This is a genomic window from Alpinimonas psychrophila, from assembly GCF_014137865.1.
In the GTDB taxonomy this organism is placed as follows: Bacteria; Actinomycetota; Actinomycetes; order Actinomycetales; family Microbacteriaceae; genus Alpinimonas; species Alpinimonas psychrophila.
The window spans coordinates 48,153-69,229 of sequence record NZ_JACGWU010000005.1; the positions used below are offsets into that span (position 1 = coordinate 48,153).

The following is a 21,077-nucleotide window of genomic DNA, read 5'->3' on the forward strand; positions in this document are numbered from 1 at the left end:
GACCGGCATGATGGGTCTCGTGGTCGCCGTCAAGAGCTGACTAAACAGGCAGTGGCTTGACGCCGCGGTGTAAGGCCACGACACCGGCGGTGAGGTTTCGGTAGGCAACGTTGACAAAGCCAGCCTCGCGAATCCATGCCGCCAACTTCTGCTGCTGGGGCCAAGCCTCAATCGACTCGGCAAGGTAGGTGTAGGCCTCAGAATTTGTACTGGAAATTGACGCAAAGAGAGGCATCACCCGACGGAGGTAGGCGTTGTACCCCGCACGCACGAGGGCCGTTGTCGGCGTCGAGAATTCGCAAATTACAATGCGGCCTCCCGGTTTTGTCACGCGATATAGCTCGGCGAGCGCCTTTTGGGGTTCGATCACATTCCGTAGACCGAAAGACATTGTGACCGCATCGAACTCATTTTCGACGAAAGGAAGGCCGGTGGCATCCGCTTCAACAAATTCGATGAGCGGGTTATCGCCATGCTTGTCACGGCCCACGGCCAACATGCCGGGCGAGAAATCAGCGGCGACCACATGGGCCCCGCTCCGGGCCAACGAAGCGCTGCTTGTTCCAGTTCCAGCGGCGAGGTCCAGAATCCGCTCGCCTGGCTGAGGATTGACGGCACGCGTTGTGGAGATTCGCCAGAGTCCGGCGTTCCCTCCAGAAAGCAACGTATTGGTGCGGTCGTACCCCTTCGCCACGTCGTCAAACATGGCTGAAACGGCGCCTGGCTGCTTAGACAAATCTGCTTTGCTCACGGGGCCAAGTCTAAGCCTCGGGCGTAGGCTGACAAGAGTGAATACATCGACCCCGCGCGCTCTCGTGGTGGAGACGATTTTGCTGCACGATGTTCCCGAGATCCTGTCCCTCCTCCCCGCCTCGAATCCGCTGCTCTGGTGGCGCAAGGGTGCGGGCATGGTTGGCCTGGGCCACACGCTCTCTCTCGAGTTCACTGGTCCTCAGCGCATTACGGATGCCGCCGCCGCCTGGCACCAGATTGCCGCTGCGGCTGAGGTTACCGATCCGCTCGGTATTCCAGGCACCGGACTGATTGCCTTTGGTGCTTTCACCTTCGCGGCAAGTTCGGCGTTGCCCAGCGTTCTCGTTATTCCTCGCGTGGTCATCGGCCAGCGCGATGGTCAGGGCTGGATAACGCGCATTCGTTTTGCTGATGAGCCCGCCAACACAGGCATGATTGGCGTGATCCGTTCCGGCGTGGCTCCCGGCGCACGATCGGCTGACTCTGTGGCTGGTTCTTCGGCGCACACGCTTCTTCCCACCGTGACCCGCGTGGAGCAGGCGACTTCCGTGACGCTTTCTCCCGGCCAGCAGTCTGAGGCGGGGTTTCTGGTGGCTGTGGATGAGGCTATCTCACGCATCCGTCACAAGGATGTCAGCAAGGTCGTGCTTGCAAGAGACCTTATCGGGCAGCTCGATACCGGAGACGATATTCGCTCGATGATCGTGAACCTCGCCCAGAGCTATCCCGACTGCTGGACCTATTCAGTGGACGGCCTCATTGGCTCTAGCCCCGAGACTCTTGTCAGTGTTCACGACAATCGGATGGAGGCCCGCGTTCTCGCCGGGACGACCAGTCGGGGCGTCGATGCTGTCTCCGATCTTCAGCTCGCGGCATCGCTGGCCTCCAGCACCAAGGATCTCGATGAACACGGGTTCGCGGTGCGTTCCGTCGTCGAAGCCCTGACTCCCTTCACGAGTCACCTGACGAGAAGCGACGGTCCTTTCACGCTTAAGTTACCGAACGTCTGGCACCTCGCCACGGACATTGCGGGCGCCCTCACCCATGGCTCAACTTCGCTTGACCTTGTGCAGGCGCTGCATCCCACGGCCGCCGTTGCCGGCACTCCCACCGCCAAAGCCGTCGCGCTGATCGCGGAACTTGAACCCTTCGACCGTGGTCGCTATGCCGGGCCGGTGGGCTGGATTGCGGCCAACGGTGACGGTGAATGGGCGATTGCCTTGCGCTGTGCGCAGGTTTCTGGTTCCACCATTACGGCGTATGCCGGATGCGGAATAGTGGCTGATTCGGTAGCCGAAACGGAGCTAAATGAGACCCTCATGAAGTTTCGACCCGTGATTGATGCTCTGGCTTAAGGAACCTCGTAGCGCAATGGCCTAACGGGCGAGAATAACCTCGACGAGCGCGGGGCCAACTCCCGCGCCTGTTAGCGCGCGCTCCAGCTCCCCCGCGTTGGTGACCCGAACGTAGTGCCAACCGTAGGCCGCGGCAAGGCTCTCAAAGTTCACGTCGTGGGGAGTAAACAGCACCCGTTCGACCGACTCGGGGGAGGCGCTCTGGGCAACTTCGAGGAGGTCGAAAATTGAGCCACCGCCATCATTGCCAACGATGACCTGAATACGGGGGCGTTCTTCGCCGCGACCAAACAGCATAGAGCCGGCGTCGTGCAGGGTGGCGAGGTCGCCCAGGAGCACGCGGGTCAGGGCCGGGGCCGAGGCAAGAGCAATGCCCACCCCGGTCGAAATTGTGCCGTCTATTCCGGCAAGGCCACGGTTCGCATGAACAGGGACCTTTTTGCCCGGTAACCATCGGTCGGCCACCCGGATAAGGCGGGATGCCCCGAGGACCAGGCGATCGTGAGGCCAACTTGCGCGCCAGACAGCAGTCACCAGCATGTCGCGCGTCACGGTAGCGCGAACGGCGGCCAACTCGGCCTTCACGAACGTCCGCTGGGAGGCCGGGGTCTCAGACCGCGCCGTCGTCAGATCCGGTGCCCGCGTTTCTGGATGAGCCGCCAGCACCGCCGCTTCATGCTCCGCCACAAGGGCGCGGCTCGCCGTCAGCCACGCTCCGAGCCACTTTCGGTCATCGTCACTGTCGCCCGGGTCTTCGGCAGATTTTGGAGCGACGGACACGCCATCCAGCACGCGGGCAACGTTATGGCCGGGGTTATAAACCTCCGGCAGGCTTCCCCGAATGACGATTGTTTCGATGCCACGCTCAGTGTCAGCAACCAGTGCTGGGATCTCACGGCTGAGGGTCGGGTGGCCGAAGATGATGATGCGTTGGATCTGATCGACGAGATCGGTCTGAGCGAGAAGCTCCCGGTATCCCAGCACAAGATTGCGACCATAGCGGGCGCCACTGGCAATTTCGGCAATCAGAGGCCACTCACCCTGGTGGGCAATCTCTTCTGCCTCTGGGCCAGCGCCGGTCCCAGCGATCACAATGGTGCGGGGGCCGCGCAAGATTTCCGTCGGACGTACCGATGGCCTTGGGGCCGGGACAAGCATCTCGGGTTTGGCGGATGACGCGGCCAGGAGACCTTCAAACTCTTCCGGAGTGACGCTGCTCGAGAGCGGATCGCGAAAGGCAAGGTTGAGGTGAACGGGGCCTGGCGCCTGGGCATCCGTCGCTATGGAATAGGCCTTAACGGCCAACGCTAGGCCGCGTTGCTCAACATCAGATTCGGGCATGGGAGAAGCCTCGTCTGTGCTCCAGCGGCTGGCGAAACCGAAGATGTCGGGTTGGTGGGTCGTTTGATTGCTGGCAATTCCACGCAACTCTTCCGGGCGGTCGGCCGTCAGAATCAGCAGAGGTACACCCGAGTGGTGAGCTTCGAGAACGGCGGGGTGCAGGTTGGCAACGGCCGTTCCGGATGTCGTAATCACTACCGTAGGCACGCCCGTTTCAATGCTCAGACCTAAGCCCAAAAACCCCGCGGCACGTTCATCGATCCTCACGTGCAGACGCACGTCGCCAAGCCGGGCCAGCCGCTCCGCAGCCAAGGCCAGCGCTTGAGACCGAGCTCCCGGAGCCAGCACAATGTCGCGCACCCCCTGGCGAATCAGACCACCGAGAAGGGAGAAAGCGAATCGTGTTGACGGTGCGACCTCAGGCACGCGGGAGGGATCCATCATCTCCGTTTCGAGGCTCCCCCGGATGCGGCTCGGTAGGGAACGGTCCGCGAGGGTGAGACTCATTCAACCCGCGCAAAAAATCGATGTCGTCGTCTGGGGCCGTGGGGCCTGTGCGGCTCGGGCCGAAGTACCCCGCCGTTCCACCGGGACCGCTGGGACGGGGGCGTCCACGCCCCACGAAAAACCAGAGAATGCCACCCAGGGGCGTTATGAAGCAGATCGCGACCCAGAGAGCGCGCGGCAATCCACGAATTCTGGCCTTGTCAATCAGGATGGCGTCGATGACGGCATAGACGAGAAAGGCGACAAGAATTGCGACGATGATGATGAGTGCGCGGGCCATAGTGAACTCAGTCTAGGCTCGTCGTCCGAGCGTAGACTGAGTGCTGTGAAAAACTTTCCCGCGTGGTTGCAATACACGCTTCTTCGCCTTGTTTCCTTTATTGTTCCCCTCGCAATTCTTCTGGCCCTCGGCGTCGAAGGATGGATTTCGGCACTGGTTGCTGCCGTCATCGGAATTTGCGTCTCGTACATCTTTTTTGCGCGTTCGCGAAATGCCGTCGCCCTACAGATTCACACAGCGCGCACACGCAAGACGCCCTTCGTGGGGGCTGACGATGCGGCCGAGGACGCTGCCGTGGACGCCACCAACGAGCGCTAGTTTCTTGAGCTAAAAGAAAAAACCTACCGTGAGGCCGGCTCCGAACAAGAGGCCAACAAAGCTGGCCAGCTTGAGCGAAAGCACATATTCGCCGGGGGTTTTGGCCGTGCCGGCGATGACGCACGCGGGCAGGGCAACCAGCAGCCCAAACTGCACGAGCCAGACGAGTGGATACAGCATGGCAAGCACCGCTGCCAGCGCAAAAGGAACCAGAAGAAGCGCGCAGAACGCAACGATAGAGGCTCTTCGACCCATCCGCACCGCGAGTGTTTTCTTGCCTGCTTTCGTGTCGGTGGCAATATCGCGAATGTTGTTGACCATCAGAACCGCACACGCGATCAGTCCCGCACCGACTCCGCCGAACCAACTCTCGACGTTGATGACCCCGGCCTGAACGAAGGTCGTTCCCACCGTGGCGACCAAGCCAAAGAAGATGAAAACAAAGAGCTCGCCAAGACCGCTATAGCCATACGGTCGCTTGCCCCCGGTGTAGAACCACGCGGCGATAACAGCGGCAATCCCAATCGCGGTCAACCACCAGTAACCGGTAATCAGGATGACGGAGACACCGGCGATTGCAGCGAGAACAAAGAAGGCACCAGCGACGGCCAGGACGCGCTTGGGTTCCGCCTTTCCCGATCCCGTCAGGCGCGGTGGGCCGACTCGAAATTCATCAGTTCCCCGAATGCCGTCGGAGTAATCGTTCGAATAGTTAACGGCGATTTGCAGAGACAACGAGACGACGAGACAGAGCAGCGCGAGCACGGGATCGAATCGGTCAACGAGTGAAGCGGCTCCCGACCCAATGGCAACCGGTGCGACGGCGAGCGGGAGTGTGCGCAAACGCGCGCCCGAAACCCAGTCGGAACGCGACGCCGGAACGTTCTTGCGATTTCCGTTTGTCCTGGATTTAGTGGCCACGATCGTGAGTCTACTCGTCGCTATCGCACAAGATTTGAGACACCGCGATCAAATCAACTTTGCCATTCGCCAGACGTGGCAAGGCCTCCACGTGGTGAATGACCCGGGGCGCAGCTAAGCGGCCGAGTGCTGCCACCACAGCCTCGTAGAGCCGATCGTCAAGATCATCCCGTTCACGCGAAGCGACCAATCCCGGGACGATCAGAGCCGGACATTGACCCCATTCCGAATTTGGAATACTGACCGCCACCACAGTTTCACAGCCTTCCACCGTTCGCGCCGCGCTTTCCACGGCATCCAAAGAAATCTTGAGTCCGCCCGAAATAATGACCCGATCGAGGCGGCCAGTTACGGTGAGAATTCCCGCCGTAACGTCTCCCGCATCGCCGGTGCGGTACCAGCGAGTGTTATCACGGGTGACGAAGTGTTCCGAAGTTTGCGCATCATCACCAAGGTAACCTTCGGCAAGAACAGGTCCACTGATCCACACTTCGCGCGTCGCCGGATCGCCGATCTTAACCATCACTCCGTGCAGCGCCACACCTCCGTAGACGCAACCTCCCGCTGTTTCGCTCGAACCGTAGGTAGGCACAATGCTCCATCCGAGCGCCTGGGCACGGATTGCCAACGAAGGTTCCATGGCTTGACCGCCGATAAGCAGAGCATCGAGGCGAGCGATGATGCCCCCCGCGGATGTGCTGCCGTCAGCCTCATCACTCGTTTTTTGGGCATCCCCCGCCTCATCCTCGGCGTAGTCGACGAGGCGGGCCAGCTGCACGGGAACCAGCGACGTGTATCGTCGCGAGCCCTTCATCTGAGCAACGTGCTCCACAAAAGACTGCGCGTCAAAGTGACCGGCGGGGAGAACCACGGGCTCCTGACCACTCATGATGGAACGAACCAGCACGGAGATTCCGGCAATGTACGTCAGCGGCAGTGCCAGAAGCCACTGGCCTGCCCCCCCGAGATTCTCATGGGCGGCCGCGCCGCTCGCCAGAAGGGCATTGGCCGAGAGGGCCACGCGCTTGGGAGTTCCACTGGAACCGGAGGTTTCGATGACGAGAGCCATAGATTCTGGAACCGTGGAAATTTGAGCGTCGTCCTGCAACGACCCTCCCCGCACCGCGCGCAGATCTTTCGGCAGCAGCGCTGGTCCGCCCTCGAGCGCGGACCGAAGTACCAGCATCACCGCGTCAACATCGGCGGCATCGACCATGCGAAGTTCGTGCATGGCTAAAACTGCCAGGGGTAGGGCGACCAGTCGGGATCGCGCTTCTGAAGGAATGAATCCCGACCTTCCACTGCTTCGTCAGTGCCATACGCGAGACGCGTGGCCTCCCCTGCAAAGACTTGCTGTCCCACCATTCCGTCATCAACGGCATTGAATGCAAATTTCAGCATACGAATGGCGGTGGGTGATTTCGTCATGATGGTGTGCGCCCACGCGAGTGCCGAAGACTCCAGCTCGGAGTGCGGCACGACCTTGTTGACGGCACCCATCTCATACGCCCGATCAGCGCTGTATTCCTCCGCGAGAAAGAAGACTTCGCGCGCAAACTTTTGGCCGACCTGGCGGGCGAAGTACGCACTGCCGTAACCGGCGTCAAAGGAACCGACGTCGGCATCCGTTTGCTTGAAATGCGCGTGCTCGCGGCTCGCAATGGTGAGGTCACACACGACATGCAGGGAGTGGCCGCCGCCGGCCGCCCATCCGGGAACCACAGCAATGACGACCTTGGGCATGAAGCGAATCATGCGCTGAACCTCAAGAATGTGCAGACGCCCGGTCGACAGCGAACCGTCGGCATACTGGTAACCGTCACGGCCCCGGATGCGTTGGTCGCCTCCGCTGCAAAATGCCCAGCCGCCATCTTTGGGGCTTGGGCCGTTGCCGGTCAACAGCACGACGCCGATCTTCGAATTCTGACGGGCATCATCCAACGCTCGGTACAATTCGTCTACCGTTTGAGGCCTAAAGGCGTTGCGAACCTCGGGACGATTGAACGCTACGCGAGCGATCTGCCCCGAAATATGGAGGTGATAGGTGATGTCGGTGAAGTCCTCGGACCCGGGAGCTGTGACCCACTGCGTGGCATCAAAAATTTCTGAAACTGGTGCGATCATGCCTCCAGCCTACGCATCGTGGCCAAGAGTGAAAGACTGTGCTCATGCTTCCTCGCCTCGCTGAAATCCTGTCGACCACCCGCGTTGTCGCGTTGCCCCTGAACGCGCGCTTCCGCGGACTGTGGGAGCGCGAGGCTGTGCTGTTCGAAGGTCCGCAGGGCTGGACCGAATTTAGCCCTTTCACGGAGTACTACGACACCGAGGCCAGTGTCTGGCTCGCCGCCGCAATCGACTTCGGCTACAACGAGACCCCTGCGCTTCACCGCACGCATGTCCCCGTGAACGCCACTGTTCCTGCGGTTGACGTCAGCGAGGTGTCGCTGGTTCTCTCGGCCTTTAACGGATGCCGCACCGCCAAAGTGAAGGTCGCCGAAGCCGGCCAGACCCTCGCCGAGGACGTCGCGCGGGTGCGCGCCGTGCGCGAGGTTCTGGGTGTCGAAGGGCGCATACGTATCGATGCCAACGGCGGCTGGAACGTGGATGAGGCCGAGCGTGCCGTTCACGCCCTGGCCGATTTCGATCTCGAGTACGTCGAGCAGCCGTGTGCCACGGTCGAGGAGCTGGCCGAGCTGCGCAAACGTATCAAGTACAAGGGCATTCCTGTTGCGGCGGACGAGAGCGTGCGCCGCGCCGAGGACCCGCTGGCGGTTGCCCGGTCGGGGGCGGCGAACATCCTCGTTATTAAGGCTCAGCCTCTTGGCGGTATCCACCGCGCGCTCGACCTCGTTGCCGAGGCCGGCTTGCCTGTCGTCGTCTCGAGTGCTCTCGACACCAGCGTTGGGCTGTCGATGGGGCTGCACCTCGCGGGCGCCCTCGCCGAGCTGAACTATGATTGCGGACTCGGGACCGGCGCGCTGCTGTCGAATGATGTGAGTGAGGACCCCCTCGTGCCCGTCAACGGCATGATCGAGATCCGCCGGCCTGCCGTCTCTGAAGCGTTGCTGAAGGCGCACGCCGCCGAGAAGGATCGCGCCAACTGGTGGCGCAACCGCCTCACCCGTGCCTACAAGGTTCTGACGGCCGCCGAGCGGGCCTAGGAATCCGCGGCTAGCCACATAGGCTTCCGCTCTCGCGCCCTTCCAGATCGACTCGGCCGGGCGAAACCATGGCCGAGGAAACGGCCGAGGCAAGAGCCTGCCAATCGGGAGGAACGGTCTTTGCGGGGTCGGCTTCGATTTAGAGACCTGAGTAGGCGTGCAAGCCCTTGAAGAAGATATTCACGATCGTGAAGTTGAACATGACCGCGGCGAATCCAATCATGGCCAGCCACGCGGACCGCGTTCCGCGCCAGCCACGCGTTGACCGCGCGTGAATGTACCCCGCGTAAATCGTCCAGATGATGAAGGTCCAGACCTCTTTGGTATCCCAGCCCCAGTATCGACCCCAGGCCTTCTCCGCCCAGACGGCACCCGCGATGAGGGTGAAGGTCCAGAAGATGAAGCCGATGATGATGAGGCGATACGCGTAGTTCTCGAGCTGAATCGAGTCGGGCAGGCGCTTGAGAAACTCGAGGCGCGAGCGACGTGCCGACTTAGCCGGCGCGGTGGCGGATGGAGTGGCAGTGGCGGAAGAGTCCGATGCGGATGCGGAAACAGGCGCAGCAACAGGCGCCGAAACAGTCGCAGAAACGGGGGCGACGACGTGAGCAGCCGCGTTCGTTAGTTCGCGCCGGTGCTGCAGGAGCTGTGCGAGCGAGAGGGCAAAGCCGAGCGCGAAGAAACCGGTTCCGAGCGACGCCACGAAGACATGAATCACGAGCCAGTACGACTGCAGCGCGGGGGGAAGAGGAACGACCTCAACGTAGTAACGCGTGCTGGCCAGCCCAAGAAACAGGAGTGCGAAGCCCGTGACAAAGGTGCCGATGAAGCGCAGATCCCACTTGATATTGACCGCAAGGAATACACCCACAATGATCAAAGTTCCGGTCATTGCAAACTCATACATGTTGGCCCACGGCACTCGCGATGCCGCGAAGCCGCGCAGGAGAGTCGCCGCAAGCTGCAGGAGGAACGCAAGGGTGGTCAAGGCCATAGCAATCCGGGGCAGTTTCGACGCCTTCACAACAGCGTCATCCCCGGCGCCGCGCGCCAAATCTAGCGTGAAGAGGATAAACGCGATGGCATAAATAGCCATCGACGAGTACAAGGACAAAACTGAATACTGCGAAAGAACATCGGTCACGAGGTCAATCCTAGATTGGTTGCGACAGCGTTATCCAGCGCTGTCACGGCTGAATCAAGAGTCGGGTCATCGCCGCGTGCGAGACCGGCTGTTTCAATGTGCACTGCTCCGCCGGGCAAAGTCGTGACGGCGACCCATAGACGACGGCGAGGAATGAAGAGCGAGATAAGCAAACCGGCCAGTGCAGCAAGGGCAAAGACGAGCACCCACCCTTGCGTCGGATCGCGGTGAATGTCGAGGGAGGCAAACCTTTTCACTCCGTCAAACGTCACGGTGCCAAGCCCGTTCGGGAGGTCGGCCGATTCGCCAGGCTTCAGTTCAATCGACTTGACACCCGTCTTTCCCCCGGTCAATTGCGTCAGATTTTTCGTATCCAGTGCGTAGACCGATCGGGCCACCCCAGCGTTCAACCCGAGATCTCCGGCGTACACATTAAAGGTGACTTCGGGATCAATGAGGTCGGGATACATCGAAAAGAGGGCGCCACTATGCCCCGTGCTGACGGTGGGGTAGAAAAAGCCGATCATTCCCAGTTGCTGGGAAAGGCCATCCGGTAATTTGATGACACCGACGGAGGTGAGGTTCCTGTCCTGCGGCAAGAACGGCGTGGAGTCGGTAAAGATGACCTCGCCCGCGGGGTTACGCACCGTGATGGTGGGCGCATAGCCGTTCCCGAGCAGGTAGACGTCGGTGTCGGCGATGCGCAAGGGTTCGTTGACCTTGATGTTCTGCTGGACGGGGGTACCGCCCCGCAGTTGGGTCGTCACACTGGCGTTGTAATCCAGGGGTTGACCGATGGCGTTGGGGTTGGCCTGCTCGTAAACGACCTTAAACGAGTCCAGCGAGATCGAGTACGGCGGCAGGGTTGACGGATTAAAGAAACGACCGGGATTGAACGAGTCATAGGCCAGTAGAGAGTTGGTGAAACCCTGGCCCTCAACGACCACGCGCTGGCCGGCAAAACCGAAGCCGCCACCAAAACCGACTGTGAGCAAGACCCCCACGAGGGCGAAGTGGAAGATGAGGTTTCCGGTTTCCCGGGCGTAGCCTCGCTCGGCTGAAATCGTCAGTGTTGACCCGCGGTCATAACGACGAACCCGGTAGCGCAAGCCCCGCGTAATCTTGTGGGCTGCCTCAATAACGGCTTCTGCGCTGACGCTTGTGACGTCGCGGGTCAGGTGGGCGGGCAGACGCGACAGGTTTACCGGCGTCTTGGGCGGGTCGGCGCGGAGTGCCTCAATGTGATGCTTGGTGCGCGGGATAACGCACCCGATCAGTGAGATGAAGAGCAGCAGGTAGATGCTGGAGAACCAAGCCGACGTGTAGACATCAAACATCTGAAAACCGTCAAGGATGGGCGCGCTTTTGGGGTTATTGACGAAATACTGCGTGACACCGTTGGGGTCAGAGCTGCGCTGCGGAACGATGGATCCGGGAACAGCGGCGATGGCCAGAAGCAGAAGCAACAGCAATGCCGTCCGCATGCTCGTGAGTTGGCGCCAGAACCAACGCATCCATTCGCGGGGGCTGAGCGCCGGGCTTGTGGCCGATGCCTTCGCGGGCGCAGGGCTGTCGAAGTGATCAGATGGTCGGGACAAAGCCTGAAATCACCGCCTGTAGTTGATATATCCATTGAGTCCAGAGTCCTGAGACCATAATCACACCGATGATGACAAGCATGATGCCTCCCGTGATGTTTATTGCACGGATGTGGCGGCGCAGGAATGCCACCGACCCCGTCACCCAAGTGAGGCCAAGGGCAACGAGCAGGAAGGGAATGCCGAGGCCGAGACAGTACGCCAAACTCAGAATTGCTCCGCGCCACGGGGACGCCGAGTTTAGGCTGAGCGACAAAATGGCCGAGAGGGTGGGGCCCATGCAGGGGGTCCAACCGATGCCAAAAACGATACCAAGCAGCGGCGCACCCCACACTCCGGTGGCGGGCGAAATGGCGAGTTTGGCCGTGCGCTGCATGAAGCCAAACTGGCCTACAAAAACCAGTCCCATCACAATCACGACGGCCCCGAGGATGCGGGTGATGAGGCCCTGCGACTGAACAAGCCACGCCCCCATGGCTCCAAAGGCGGCACCGTAAGCAACGAAGACCAGCGAGAACCCCAGGATAAAGAGGAAGACCCCCAGCAACAGCCGGCCGACGTCGCGGCGTCGGCGCTTGGCGCCGTTGGGCACGGAAGCGATTCCGCCGACATAGGCGAGGTATCCAGGAACAAGGGGAAGAATGCACGGGGATGCAAAAGACACGAGACCGGCTAGCAACGCCAGCGGCAGGGCCGCAATGAGCTGGCCGCTAAAAACAATCTGTCCGATATCGCCCACGCTATGACGCGCTTTCGGCGGAAATGTCTGTGACGAGCGTCGTCAGAATAGAGGTGTCGGAAATTTGCCCCAGAATTCGCGCGGCAACGCGACCCTTTCGGTCGAGAATGAGCGTCGTCGGCACGGCGTTCGGGGGAACATTGGAGGCGAACGACAGCTGGGCTTGACCATCGAGGTCAACGATGCTGGGGTACGTGACGCCAAACGTTTTGTCAAAAGTGACGACGGTTTCGGGCTGATCACGAACGTTCACCCCCATGAAACCGACCCCGTTCGGTGCCGTGGCCGTATGGACTTTTTCGAGGAGAGGAGCCTCGGCGCGGCAGGGAGCACAGCCCGCATACCAAAAGTTAACGACCAGAACGTTGCCAAGATAGTCAGCCGATGCCAGAGTTTCGCCGGTCTCGGAAAGCCCTGAGAAGACAATGGGCTCGGTGCGGTTCGCGAGCGGAATTTCGGTGACGCTTCCGTCACCGGCGATGTAATTCTTGTTGCTCCCTGCCCGGTACTGCTCCGCGAGAGGGTCGCTCGAGCATCCGGTTATTCCAACAAGGAGAACGAGGCCGAGACCCAGAGTGGCAGTAACGGTAGCGGCGAAACCACCCTTTCGTGTGCGGCTCATACTGCTCCCACGTCTAAGGCACCGGCCGACAACGGCTCCGCGGGGTCGACATAGCCAACCTCAACGAATCCGAGTTCGGGGCGGGCCGGGTCTACAAGTTCGAGCGTCGTGACGCTGGAGAGGGCGCAGCGCCGCGAACGGGGGTCGTGAAAAAGCCGTTCGTGATGCACGTCGCGGTGGACCATCCAGATGGGAAGTTGGTGACTCACGACCACAATGTCGCCCTCGATACCATCGGTATCGGCGTGCACCATGGCATCGGTCATGGCGGCTCGCATGCGCGAAGCGATGCTGCGATAGGGCTCGCCCCAGCTCGGGCGGAACGGGTTAACCAAGTACCGCCAATTCGCCGGATTCTTCAGGGCGGAATCGACGCCGCGCATCCGCTTGCCTTCGAAAGCGTTTCGGGGCTCCATGACTCGTTCATCAAGATCGATGTGAAGGTTCAAGGCAGCAGCAACCGGAGCGGCAGATTCCTGGGTGCGCTGGAGTGGCGAAGCAATCAGCCGCGCCATAACGCGGTCACGACCGGCGAGATCGTCGGCCGCTAGGGTAGCCATCTGGTGCCCGAGCTCCGAGAGCCGGTAGCCGGGTAGCCGCCCGTAGAGCACACGGTCGGGGTTAAAAACCTCACCGTGACGCACAAGATGAAGCTGTCTGGTGACCACCCGTTAAGTCTACGGATGCTCACCCAGAGAATTCGCCGTGCATTGCTTATACTTGCACCACGCTAAATCCAAACTACACATCACGTAAGGGGAAAGCACATGGCCTACATCACCGTTGGAACAGAAAATAGCACGAACATCGACGTCTACTACGAAGATCATGGAACCGGTCAGGCCATCGTGCTGATTCACGGCTACCCGCTCGATGGCTCGTCGTGGGAAAAACAGACCACCGCCCTGCTGAATGCCGGCTACCGTGTGATCACCTATGACCGTCGCGGATTTGGCCGTTCCAGCCAGCCGACCGTTGGGTACGACTACGACACGTTCGCCGCCGACCTCAATGTCCTGCTCGAAACGCTCGATCTTAAGGATGCTGTTCTTGTTGGCTTCTCCATGGGAACCGGAGAAGTCGGTCGCTACCTGGGAACCTACGGATCTGAGCGGATTGCAAAAGCCATTTTCCTTGGTTCCCTTGAGCCCTTTCTGCTCCAAACAGACGACAACCCGACCGGCGTACCGCAGGAGGTCTTCGACGGCCTGCGTGCAGCGGTCACGGCCGACCGTTTCGCTTTCTTCACGCAGTTTTACCAGAACTTCTACAACAGCGCCGAGAACTTAGGCACGCGTCTCAGCGAAGAGGTCCTTCGTCAGAGCTGGAACATCGCCGCGGGTTCCAGTGCTTTCGGTTCCGTCGCGGCACAAGCAACCTGGCTGACCGACTTCCGCTCAGACATTGCAAAAATCGACGTGCCTTCGCTCATTGTGCATGGCACCAGCGACAACATCCTCCCCATTGACGCAACAGGGAGAGAGTTTGCCAAAGCGCTCCCGGCCGCCGAATATGTCGAAATCGAAGGCGCCCCGCACGGGATGCTCTGGACCCATTACTCCGAGGTCAACGAAATCTTGCTCAACTTTCTTGCAAAGTAACTTTCTGAAAACATTCCCTCGTTGAGGTCTTAGGGTCACGGCATGGGCTAGTGCTGGTTTCGCGTAAACTCGAGGATTGTGACTGACCGCATCCTTATTAAGAACCTTTCCGCTACGCCCGAGGGCCCCGTCTCCGTTTCTGGATGGGTTGAGACCGTGCGTGATCAGAAGAAGGTGCAGTTCGTCGTGTTGCGCGACGAGAGTGGTGCCGTTCAACTTGTGCACCCTCGCTCAGAGGAGAGCGACCCCATCGCTGAGAGCATCTCCGGCCTCGCTGCGGGCAGCTTCATCACCGTTTCGGGTGACCTCAAAATCGACGAACGCGTCAAGCTCGGCGGCCTCGAGATCAAACTTTCTGATCTCACCGTTGTCTCCGAGGCCATCGCCGAGACCCCCATTGCCGCTGACAGCAGTATCGACAAGCGCCTCGACTGGCGCTTTCTCGACCTGCGCACCCCGCGTAACAGCCTCATCTTCCGCATCCAGACCACGCTTGAGCACGCCATGCGCACCTACTGGATCGAGCGCGACTACGTCGAGATTCACTCACCCAAACTGATGGCGAGCCCGAGCGAGTCCAACGCCGAGCTCTTTGAAGTCGACTACTTTGAGGGCAAGGCGTACCTCGCGCAGAGCCCCCAGTTCTACAAGCAGATGGCGCAGGCCGCTGGCTTTGGAAAGATCTTCGAGATTGGGCCCGTCTTTCGCGCGGACCCGTCGTTCACTTCGCGTCACGCCACGGAGTTCGTGAGCGTCGACGCCGAGATCTCCTGGATTGACAGCCACGAAGACGTCATGAAGATGCAGGAAGAGCTGCTAGTCGCCGCTCTCACTGCCGTGAAGAACAAGCATGGCGAAGAGATCAAGACCTACTTTGACGTGGATGTTGTGGTTCCATCGTTGCCCTTCCCCCGCATCCCGCTGGCCGAGGCCAAGCGCATCGTGGCCGAGCGTGGATACGAGGTGCCGCGCGCGGATGACGACATGGACCCCGAGGGTGAGCGCCAGATTGCCGCCTACGTGGCCGAGAAGTTCGGTCATGAGTTCGTGTTCCTCACCGACTACGCCGCCAGCATTCGCCCGTTTTATCACATGCGTGACGATGCCGATCAGAGCATCACGCGCAGCTACGACCTCATCTGGCGGGGCACTGAGATCACGACCGGGGCACAGCGCGAGCACCGCATCGAGGTTCTCACCAAGCAGGCGCAGGAGAAGGGTCTCGACCCCGAGGAGCTATCCTTCTACCTGGACTTCTTTAGGTATGGCGTTCCCCCACACGGTGGATTTGGCATGGGCCTTGGCCGCGTCATGATGCTGATGTTGCACCAGCCCAACCTGCGCGAGGTGACGTACTTGTTCCGCGGCCCCAACCGCCTCACGCCATAAGGTTCACTCTTTTCGCCCCACTTTCGGCTGACGTTCAGACACAAAAAGGGAGCCTTCGCGGGCTCCCTTTTTCATGCTAAGTCTCGGTGTTACTTGGCGGCACCAAGCTCGGTGAGCTTCGCGTGCAGTGCCGAGTCGGAGGGCTCCACCTGGTGGGTTCCATCCGGAAAAGCAATGACGGGGATGTTCTTGCGCCCGCTAATAGCCTCGGCCTGGGCGGCACCCTCGACGACGGCCTCGAGGTCAACGTAGTCATAATCCACGTTCAAAGTGTCGAGAAGCTTCTTCGAACGGCGGCAATCGCCACACCATTCGGCGCCATACATTGTGATTCGGGAGTCAGTTTGAGCATTCATACTTCCAGCGTACGTTCATCTCACACACAAGGGAAGCGCACATGTGAGCAGTTTTGCCGTCATATGGATGCTTTAAGCCGATAGGGTAACCGCTGGGGCCTCTCGGTCACACTCTGTCTACGAAAGGCTTCACAACATGTCAAACTTCGGAGATTTCATCTGGTTCTTCCTGGTGAGCTTCCTTTTCATCGCCTACTTGATGATCTTGTTCTCGATCATTGGTGACCTGTTCCGTGACCACAAGCAGTCCGGCTGGGTTAAGGCTGTCTGGATCATCTTCTTGGTCGTCGTTCCCTTCATCACCGCGTTCGTTTACCTCATCGTCCGCGGCCAAGGTATGGCCCAGCGTCAGAACGCTGCCGTCCTCGAAGCCAAGTCTGAAGCCGACGCCTACATCAAAGAGGTCGCCGGCACGTCACACGCTGACGAGATTGCTAAGGCTCACGCCTTGAAGGAGTCAGGTGCCATTACGGCCGACGAGTTCACGGCGCTGAAGAAGAAGATCATCGAAAGCGTGTAACAACCAGCCAACCTTCGGGTTGCACAACGAACGGCCCGGAGACATTTTCTCCGGGCCGTTCGTCATTGACGGTGAATCTAGATTTCGATGTCGATTGCCGTACGCGAAGCAAAGAGTGGCTTGAGGTGGTTGACGGCAACAACATGCAGGGGGTGAACGAGGTAGGTCTCGAGATCATCGAGATTGGCATATTCCGACTGAAGAATGGCATCCCCGTTCACGCCAAAGTAGGCAACGTTAGGCGTCACGCTCAGGCTGATGAGCTCGTCAAGTTGCTCAACAAGGGGCTCCAGGGTGCGGCGAATCTCGGCCACGGCCTCGGCACGTCCGGCTTCGTCGGTGGCAACAAGTTTCCAGATAACGATGTGGCGAATGCTCATAGGAGCTCCTTCAAAGAGTTGGTAAGGCGAACCGGGTCGATGCGCCAAAAATTATGAACTTTTCCATTGATGAGCAAGACGGGGATCTGTTCCCAGTACTCATCAAAGAGCGCGCGGTCTGTTTCGATCGAGAGCTCGCGAACAATGAGGCGAGAGACGCCCGGATCGATGGCCGGACTATCCGCGCTGTGAAGCTGGGCCACGACGTCGTTCACAACGAGACGCGCATCGTCACACAAGTGACAGCTGGGCTTGCCAATCAGGGTGAGGGTGATGTTGGGCACGTCTTCCAGCCTAGAGGGCGTGTGGCCCGCGAATGGGCATGCAAAAAGCGCCTGGCACTGTGGCCGGGCGCTTTTGGCGTGGAAGGAAAGAAGAATTTACTTCTTGTTGCGACGCTGGTGACGGGTCTTACGAAGCAACTTACGGTGCTTCTTCTTCGCCATGCGCTTGCGACGCTTTTTGATTACTGAACCCACGAGAACCTCACAAATATTGGGCTAGGCCAGAAACTTTACTGGCCAGATTGAGCAATATGCCTCGTGGAAGTCTAGCGGATGAATTTGATGCCAACTACTCCGAGCGGCGTGCTGCCCGGCGGATGGATTCGGAAAGCTTGGTGGCGGCATCTTTAGAACCGGTTTGGAGTTCACGCCACGCCTGGGTTACTTGGTAGACGGTGCTGGCAGCGACGCTTCCCACGTTTGTGGCCGCAGCCACGACGTCGTCTCCCAAGAGTCGCTCCGATTCGGCGCCATCAGCGTTGCCAGCGAAGTTAACACTGAGGAATGGTATCGCCCAGTCTTCAAGTTCCTCGAGCGGCGTGGCATCCAGGCGGTATAAACGGTGCTGTCCCTCTTCACGCACCACAACGAGTCCGGCCTCACGCAATACCTTCAGTTGTTTCGAGACAGTGGGTTGCGTGAGTCCGGTGCGCGCGACTAACTCCGACACACTGAGCTCGCTCGTGCCCTGCACCTGGTTCTCCAGAAGGATATGTAGCATCTCGCGGCGGGTTGCATCCGCCACCACGTCAAAAATGTCAGCCATGACACTAAGGTTACCGGAGTCCGTGACCGGGCTACCATGGCTGTGCGGGCATATCTCGCGTCACGGGTCGGCAAGGATGGGTGCATGAACGAGGAACTAGCCCAGAATGCGCCGGCCTGGGTGCGCGTGAGGGAAGCCCTGGAGGGCTTCGCCCGCAGGTCACCGTCCCGTTTTGCCGTCCTGATTTTCGCGGCGATGATTCTTGTTTTCACGGCAATTTTCGCGGCCCCATTCTCGGGGGCGAACAACACTCCTACAGCTCTTGCCGATGCGCTCTTCACCGCCGTCTCGACAATTTGCGTCTCGGGCCTATCCACGGTCGACATGGCCACGCACTGGTCGCCGCTCGGGAACGCCTTCGTCTTTATCGGAACCCAGATCGGTGCCATTGGTGTGTTGACGCTGGCCTCCGTGCTGGGCGCCATCATCTCCGGCGGCTTGGGCCTTCGCGCCAAACTCATGATTGCGAGCGACACCAACCCGCTTCGCCTGCACGCCGGGCCGGTGCCGGAGGGCCAAGCCATCAAGCTCGGGGATGTCGGCGGTCTCGTGGTTTCGGTGGCCGTGAGCCTCTTTGCCATCGAGACGGTCATCGCGATTCTTATGATGCCCAGCGTCATGGCGGCCGGGTACCCCGTGGGGGAATCCATTTGGTACAGCTTTTATTACGCGGCATCCGCTTTCACCAACACAGGCTTCACGCCGAACATCGGTGGACTCGCCATTTTTCAGGGCGACTTCTGGTTTCTCTCCCTCATCATGATTGCTGTGATGCTCGGCAGCTTCGGTTTCCCAGTTCTCTATGCCCTGCGCCGACACCTGTTTCACCCCCGCAAGTGGTCGCTCCATGTCAAGCTCACGCTGACGACCTGGTGGCTGCTGTGGGCTGGCGGCATCCTCGCCTTCCTCATCGTTTCCCCGATTGGGTCGACCGCGTTTCGGGCATTCGACGCCGGGCAAAGAATTTTTGAAGCGGCTTTTCTCTCGACGATGGCGCGCTCGGGCGGTTTCAATATCGTCGATATCAGTCAGCTCGACACGGCCACCCTCTTGCTCACCGACATGTTGATGTTTATTGGTGGTGGTTCGGCATCCACCGCCGGCGGTATCAAGGTCACGACCTTTGCCATCCTTCTGCTGGCAGCCGTGGCCGAGGCACGAGGACGTTCCTCTATCGAAGTCTTTCGGCGCCGGGTCCCCAGCGATGTTCTGCGCCTGGGGGTCAGCGTGGTTCTGTGGGGGGCGACAACGGTGGCTTTGGGCACACTGATTTTGTCGAATATTACGGATGCTCCGCTGGAATACATCCTCTTCGACGTGATCTCGGGTTTTGCCACTGTGGGTATGAGCACGGGGGTCACTGCGAGTCTGCCCGATTCTGGCGTCTACGTGATGGCTGCCATCATGTTCATGGGCCGGGTGGGTACAGTAACGTTGGCGGCGGCCCTGGCGGCAAGCCAGGTTGGCCAGTTCTTTAATCACCCCGAGGAAAGGCCGATCGTTGGTTGATCGCAAGAAGAAGAACACCGCCGTGCTCGTCATCGGGCTCGGCCGTTTTGGAGCAGCCACGGCAGGGCAACTCGATCGCCTCGACCGCGAAGTTCTGGCCGTAGACGAAAACATGGAGCTCGTTCAGAAATGGTCTGAGCGCATTACGCACGCCGTTCAAGCCGATGTCACGAAGATTGAAGCTCTTGAGCAAATCGGAGCCCGCGACTTCAGGACAGCTGTTGTAGCGGTTGGGTCTTCCATTGAAGCAAGCGTTCTCATCACCGCCAATCTTGTCGACCTCGGTGTCGAACAGATTTGGGCCAAGGCCATCAGTAAATCTCACGGCAAAATTTTGGAACGCATCGGCGCCAACCACGTCATTTACCCGGAGGCCGAAGCCGGCGAGCGCGTCGCCCATCTTCTCTCGGGACAGCTGCTCGACTTCGTCGAAATCGACCCGGACTTCGCGATTGTCAAGCTGCACCCCCCACGAGTTCTGGCCGGTAAAACATTGACCGAGTCAGGTGTGCGGGGGACCTCCAAGGTCACCGTGGTCGGCGTGAAGAAGCCCGGAGAATCTTTCACGTTCGCCACGGCCGAGACTCTCATCGATAGCGGTGACGAAATCCTCGTGTCGGGGCACCCCAGCGATATCGAGAGATTCGCCGCGCTACCGAAGTAGGGCCTGCGCCTACTGACCGACGGCCATTTCTTGGGATCGACTAATGGATGCGGCGGTGGCGCGCACGAAAATGCCGGGGAGGTCGGCCTCGTCGAAGACGGCGATGACACGCTCGGTGCTGCCCTTGGGGCTCGTGACCTGACGGCGCAATTCCGCCGGGGTCTCCCCCGAAGCCGCTAAAAGTTCGACGGCACCGCGGAAGGTTGCGCGCACGGCAAGATCCGCTTGCGCGGGGGTGAGCCCGTGGGCAATGCCGGCTTGGGTGAGAGCCTCAATGAAGTAGTAGACGTAGGCCGGGCCGGAGCCGGAGATCGCGCCCACGGCGTCCATTTGGGATTCGGGAACCACCAACACGTCGCCCACTGTGTCAAATAAGCGCGTTACTAGGTCAATATCAGCGGAACTCGACCGGGATCCCGCGCACACACCAGTGACGCCGAGACCAACCTTCGACGGGGTGTTCGGCATGGAACGAATAGCGGAAATGGCGGCGGGGAGGTGCGCTTCGAGGGTAGCCGTGGTGACTCCCCCGGCTACGCTGACAATGATGGCCCCGGGTTCCAACGCATCCGAAATCTCATCAAGAAGGTCGGGCACCATGATCGGTTTCACGGCCACAAGAACAATGGTGGCGCCGCGAACGGCCTCCCGGTTGGCATCCGGATTAATGCTGGTCGCCAGCGCTGTCACACGGGGTTCGTTATCGAAAGTCGCGGCTTGTTCGGCACTGCGATTGGTGACGCGGATGCCGCCCTCGACATAGACGTTCGGCGCCAGCAATCCCGAAAGAATGGCACGCCCCATCGATCCGGCACCCAAAATGGCAATGCTGGGAAGGTTAACTGTATTCACTCGCTCATTCTAGGATT

Annotated in this window: 25 protein-coding genes; 8 read left to right on the forward strand and 17 right to left on the reverse strand. The window is 60.0% G+C overall.

Annotated features, from left to right (window positions below; translation table 11 throughout):
- Positions 1 to 40: 40 nt before the first annotated feature.
- Positions 41 to 751, reverse strand: coding sequence for a bifunctional demethylmenaquinone methyltransferase/2-methoxy-6-polyprenyl-1,4-benzoquinol methylase UbiE (gene ubiE / locus FB555_RS07910; protein WP_182484939.1), 711 nt, complete (start codon positions 749 to 751; stop codon positions 41 to 43).
- Positions 752 to 788: 37 nt separating this feature from the next.
- Between ubiE and FB555_RS07915 the strand changes: the two genes are divergently transcribed.
- The gene (locus tag FB555_RS07915) at positions 789 to 2,108 is read left to right on the forward strand and encodes an isochorismate synthase (RefSeq protein WP_343046432.1); all 1,320 of its coding nucleotides are present in this window, start codon (positions 789 to 791) and stop codon (positions 2,106 to 2,108) included.
- A 21-nt stretch (positions 2,109 to 2,129) separates the two neighbouring features.
- On the opposite strand, the gene menD is transcribed toward FB555_RS07915, so the two are convergent.
- Positions 2,130 to 3,890: a 2-succinyl-5-enolpyruvyl-6-hydroxy-3-cyclohexene-1-carboxylic-acid synthase gene (gene menD / locus FB555_RS07920; protein ID WP_182485022.1), complete on the reverse strand. Its 1,761-nt coding sequence runs from the start codon at positions 3,888 to 3,890 to the stop codon at positions 2,130 to 2,132.
- Positions 3,868 to 4,236: a PLD nuclease N-terminal domain-containing protein gene (locus FB555_RS07925; RefSeq protein WP_182484941.1), complete on the reverse strand. Its 369-nt coding sequence runs from the start codon at positions 4,234 to 4,236 to the stop codon at positions 3,868 to 3,870. Before FB555_RS07925 ends, menD begins: the two co-directional genes overlap by 23 nt.
- 45 nt (positions 4,237 to 4,281) lie before the next feature.
- On the opposite strand from FB555_RS07925, the gene FB555_RS07930 reads away from it, so the two are divergent.
- The gene (locus FB555_RS07930) at positions 4,282 to 4,554 is read left to right on the forward strand and encodes a DUF4229 domain-containing protein (RefSeq protein WP_182484942.1); all 273 of its coding nucleotides are present in this window, start codon (positions 4,282 to 4,284) and stop codon (positions 4,552 to 4,554) included.
- 9 nt (positions 4,555 to 4,563) lie between these two features.
- On the opposite strand, the gene FB555_RS07935 is transcribed toward FB555_RS07930, so the two are convergent.
- The 3 genes from FB555_RS07935 to FB555_RS07945 are packed head-to-tail and all read right to left on the reverse strand — an operon-like array spanning position 4,564 to position 7,599.
- The gene (locus FB555_RS07935) at positions 4,564 to 5,475 is read right to left on the reverse strand and encodes a 1,4-dihydroxy-2-naphthoate polyprenyltransferase (RefSeq protein WP_343046434.1); all 912 of its coding nucleotides are present in this window, start codon (positions 5,473 to 5,475) and stop codon (positions 4,564 to 4,566) included.
- A gap of 10 nt (positions 5,476 to 5,485) precedes the next feature.
- A complete protein-coding gene (locus tag FB555_RS07940) occupies positions 5,486 to 6,706 on the reverse strand; it encodes an AMP-binding protein (protein WP_182484943.1) in 1,221 nt (406 codons plus the stop codon).
- A 2-nt stretch (positions 6,707 to 6,708) separates the two neighbouring features.
- Positions 6,709 to 7,599: a 1,4-dihydroxy-2-naphthoyl-CoA synthase gene (locus FB555_RS07945; RefSeq protein WP_182484944.1), complete on the reverse strand. Its 891-nt coding sequence runs from the start codon at positions 7,597 to 7,599 to the stop codon at positions 6,709 to 6,711.
- 44 nt (positions 7,600 to 7,643) lie between these two features.
- Between FB555_RS07945 and FB555_RS07950 the strand changes: the two genes are divergently transcribed.
- Positions 7,644 to 8,636 carry an o-succinylbenzoate synthase gene (locus FB555_RS07950; RefSeq protein ID WP_182484945.1) on the forward strand — a complete coding sequence of 331 codons (993 nt, stop codon included), beginning with the start codon at positions 7,644 to 7,646 and terminating at the stop codon, positions 8,634 to 8,636.
- A gap of 139 nt (positions 8,637 to 8,775) precedes the next feature.
- Here FB555_RS07950 and ccsB read toward each other — a convergent pair whose 3' ends face one another.
- Genes ccsB through FB555_RS07975 form a run of 5 tightly spaced genes read right to left on the reverse strand, consistent with a single transcriptional unit; the run spans position 8,776 to position 13,407 of the window.
- Positions 8,776 to 9,780 (reverse strand): c-type cytochrome biogenesis protein CcsB, encoded by a 1,005-nt coding sequence (gene ccsB / locus FB555_RS07955; protein ID WP_425485608.1) that lies wholly within the window; start codon positions 9,778 to 9,780, stop codon positions 8,776 to 8,778.
- Positions 9,777 to 11,378 carry a cytochrome c biogenesis protein ResB gene (gene resB, locus FB555_RS07960; protein WP_182484946.1) on the reverse strand — a complete coding sequence of 534 codons (1,602 nt, stop codon included), beginning with the start codon at positions 11,376 to 11,378 and terminating at the stop codon, positions 9,777 to 9,779. Before resB ends, ccsB begins: the two co-directional genes overlap by 4 nt.
- Complete coding sequence (locus FB555_RS07965; RefSeq protein WP_182484947.1) at positions 11,362 to 12,117, reverse strand: cytochrome c biogenesis protein CcdA; 756 nt, start codon at positions 12,115 to 12,117, stop codon at positions 11,362 to 11,364. The genes resB and FB555_RS07965 overlap by 17 nt, the downstream gene beginning before the upstream one ends.
- A gap of 1 nt (position 12,118) precedes the next feature.
- A complete protein-coding gene (locus tag FB555_RS07970) occupies positions 12,119 to 12,739 on the reverse strand; it encodes a TlpA family protein disulfide reductase (RefSeq protein ID WP_182484948.1) in 621 nt (206 codons plus the stop codon).
- Entirely contained in the window at positions 12,736 to 13,407 is a 672-nt protein-coding gene (locus FB555_RS07975) for a histidine phosphatase family protein (protein ID WP_182484949.1), read from the reverse strand. The genes FB555_RS07970 and FB555_RS07975 overlap by 4 nt, the downstream gene beginning before the upstream one ends.
- A 99-nt stretch (positions 13,408 to 13,506) precedes the next feature.
- Here FB555_RS07975 and FB555_RS07980 point away from each other — a divergent pair, with 99 nt between their 5' ends.
- Together FB555_RS07980 and aspS are read left to right on the forward strand one after the other, a co-directional pair.
- Positions 13,507 to 14,340, forward strand: a complete 834-nt coding sequence (locus FB555_RS07980; RefSeq protein ID WP_182484950.1) for an alpha/beta fold hydrolase — start codon at positions 13,507 to 13,509, stop codon at positions 14,338 to 14,340.
- 78 nt (positions 14,341 to 14,418) lie between these two features.
- Positions 14,419 to 15,729 carry an aspartate--tRNA(Asn) ligase gene (aspS, locus tag FB555_RS07985; RefSeq protein ID WP_182484951.1) on the forward strand — a complete coding sequence of 437 codons (1,311 nt, stop codon included), beginning with the start codon at positions 14,419 to 14,421 and terminating at the stop codon, positions 15,727 to 15,729.
- A gap of 89 nt (positions 15,730 to 15,818) precedes the next feature.
- Here aspS and FB555_RS07990 read toward each other — a convergent pair whose 3' ends face one another.
- Positions 15,819 to 16,085: a glutaredoxin family protein gene (locus FB555_RS07990; protein ID WP_182484952.1), complete on the reverse strand. Its 267-nt coding sequence runs from the start codon at positions 16,083 to 16,085 to the stop codon at positions 15,819 to 15,821.
- A 136-nt stretch (positions 16,086 to 16,221) separates the two neighbouring features.
- Between FB555_RS07990 and FB555_RS07995 the strand changes: the two genes are divergently transcribed.
- Entirely contained in the window at positions 16,222 to 16,605 is a 384-nt protein-coding gene (locus FB555_RS07995) for an SHOCT domain-containing protein (protein WP_182484953.1), read from the forward strand.
- Positions 16,606 to 16,682: 77 nt separating this feature from the next.
- Here FB555_RS07995 and FB555_RS08000 read toward each other — a convergent pair whose 3' ends face one another.
- The 4 genes from FB555_RS08000 to FB555_RS08015 all read right to left on the reverse strand — a co-directional run bounded on the left by FB555_RS08000 (position 16,683) and on the right by FB555_RS08015 (position 18,035).
- On the reverse strand, positions 16,683 to 16,985 hold the full coding sequence (locus FB555_RS08000; RefSeq protein WP_182484954.1) for a Dabb family protein: 303 nt from the start codon (positions 16,983 to 16,985) through the stop codon (positions 16,683 to 16,685).
- Positions 16,982 to 17,269 (reverse strand): glutaredoxin family protein, encoded by a 288-nt coding sequence (locus tag FB555_RS08005; RefSeq protein ID WP_182484955.1) that lies wholly within the window; start codon positions 17,267 to 17,269, stop codon positions 16,982 to 16,984. The genes FB555_RS08000 and FB555_RS08005 overlap by 4 nt, the downstream gene beginning before the upstream one ends.
- 96 nt (positions 17,270 to 17,365) lie before the next feature.
- Positions 17,366 to 17,464, reverse strand: coding sequence for a 30S ribosomal protein bS22 (locus tag FB555_RS08010; protein ID WP_003792170.1), 99 nt, complete (start codon positions 17,462 to 17,464; stop codon positions 17,366 to 17,368).
- A gap of 94 nt (positions 17,465 to 17,558) precedes the next feature.
- Positions 17,559 to 18,035 carry an ArsR/SmtB family transcription factor gene (locus FB555_RS08015; RefSeq protein WP_182484956.1) on the reverse strand — a complete coding sequence of 159 codons (477 nt, stop codon included), beginning with the start codon at positions 18,033 to 18,035 and terminating at the stop codon, positions 17,559 to 17,561.
- Positions 18,036 to 18,119: 84 nt separating this feature from the next.
- Between FB555_RS08015 and FB555_RS08020 the strand changes: the two genes are divergently transcribed.
- Both FB555_RS08020 and FB555_RS08025 read left to right on the forward strand, forming a co-directional pair.
- Positions 18,120 to 19,544 (forward strand): TrkH family potassium uptake protein, encoded by a 1,425-nt coding sequence (locus FB555_RS08020; protein WP_182484957.1) that lies wholly within the window; start codon positions 18,120 to 18,122, stop codon positions 19,542 to 19,544.
- A complete protein-coding gene (locus tag FB555_RS08025) occupies positions 19,537 to 20,208 on the forward strand; it encodes a potassium channel family protein (RefSeq protein WP_182484958.1) in 672 nt (223 codons plus the stop codon). Before FB555_RS08020 ends, FB555_RS08025 begins: the two co-directional genes overlap by 8 nt.
- A gap of 9 nt (positions 20,209 to 20,217) precedes the next feature.
- On the opposite strand, the gene proC is transcribed toward FB555_RS08025, so the two are convergent.
- The gene (proC, locus tag FB555_RS08030) at positions 20,218 to 21,060 is read right to left on the reverse strand and encodes a pyrroline-5-carboxylate reductase (RefSeq protein WP_343046435.1); all 843 of its coding nucleotides are present in this window, start codon (positions 21,058 to 21,060) and stop codon (positions 20,218 to 20,220) included.
- Positions 21,061 to 21,077 lie beyond the last annotated feature (17 nt).

Excerpts from the sequence above, each read along its gene's own strand:
- menD (WP_182485022.1), bottom strand. The coding sequence starts at position 3,890 with ATGGATCCCTCCCGCGTGCCTGAGGTCGCACCGTCAACACGATTCGCT.
- FB555_RS07995 (WP_182484953.1), top strand. The coding sequence starts at position 16,222 with ATGTCAAACTTCGGAGATTTCATCTGGTTCTTCCTGGTGAGCTTCCTT.
- FB555_RS08020 (WP_182484957.1), top strand. The coding sequence starts at position 18,120 with ATGAACGAGGAACTAGCCCAGAATGCGCCGGCCTGGGTGCGCGTGAGG.
- FB555_RS07940 (WP_182484943.1), bottom strand. The coding sequence starts at position 6,706 with ATGCACGAACTTCGCATGGTCGATGCCGCCGATGTTGACGCGGTGATG.
- FB555_RS07950 (WP_182484945.1), top strand. The coding sequence starts at position 7,644 with ATGCTTCCTCGCCTCGCTGAAATCCTGTCGACCACCCGCGTTGTCGCG.
- FB555_RS07970 (WP_182484948.1), bottom strand. The coding sequence starts at position 12,739 with ATGAGCCGCACACGAAAGGGTGGTTTCGCCGCTACCGTTACTGCCACT.
- FB555_RS07945 (WP_182484944.1), bottom strand. The coding sequence starts at position 7,599 with ATGATCGCACCAGTTTCAGAAATTTTTGATGCCACGCAGTGGGTCACA.
- FB555_RS07980 (WP_182484950.1), top strand. The coding sequence starts at position 13,507 with ATGGCCTACATCACCGTTGGAACAGAAAATAGCACGAACATCGACGTC.
- FB555_RS08015 (WP_182484956.1), bottom strand. The coding sequence starts at position 18,035 with ATGGCTGACATTTTTGACGTGGTGGCGGATGCAACCCGCCGCGAGATG.
- FB555_RS07990 (WP_182484952.1), bottom strand. The coding sequence starts at position 16,085 with ATGAATGCTCAAACTGACTCCCGAATCACAATGTATGGCGCCGAATGG.
- FB555_RS07925 (WP_182484941.1), bottom strand. The coding sequence starts at position 4,236 with ATGGCCCGCGCACTCATCATCATCGTCGCAATTCTTGTCGCCTTTCTC.
- FB555_RS08000 (WP_182484954.1), bottom strand. The coding sequence starts at position 16,985 with ATGAGCATTCGCCACATCGTTATCTGGAAACTTGTTGCCACCGACGAA.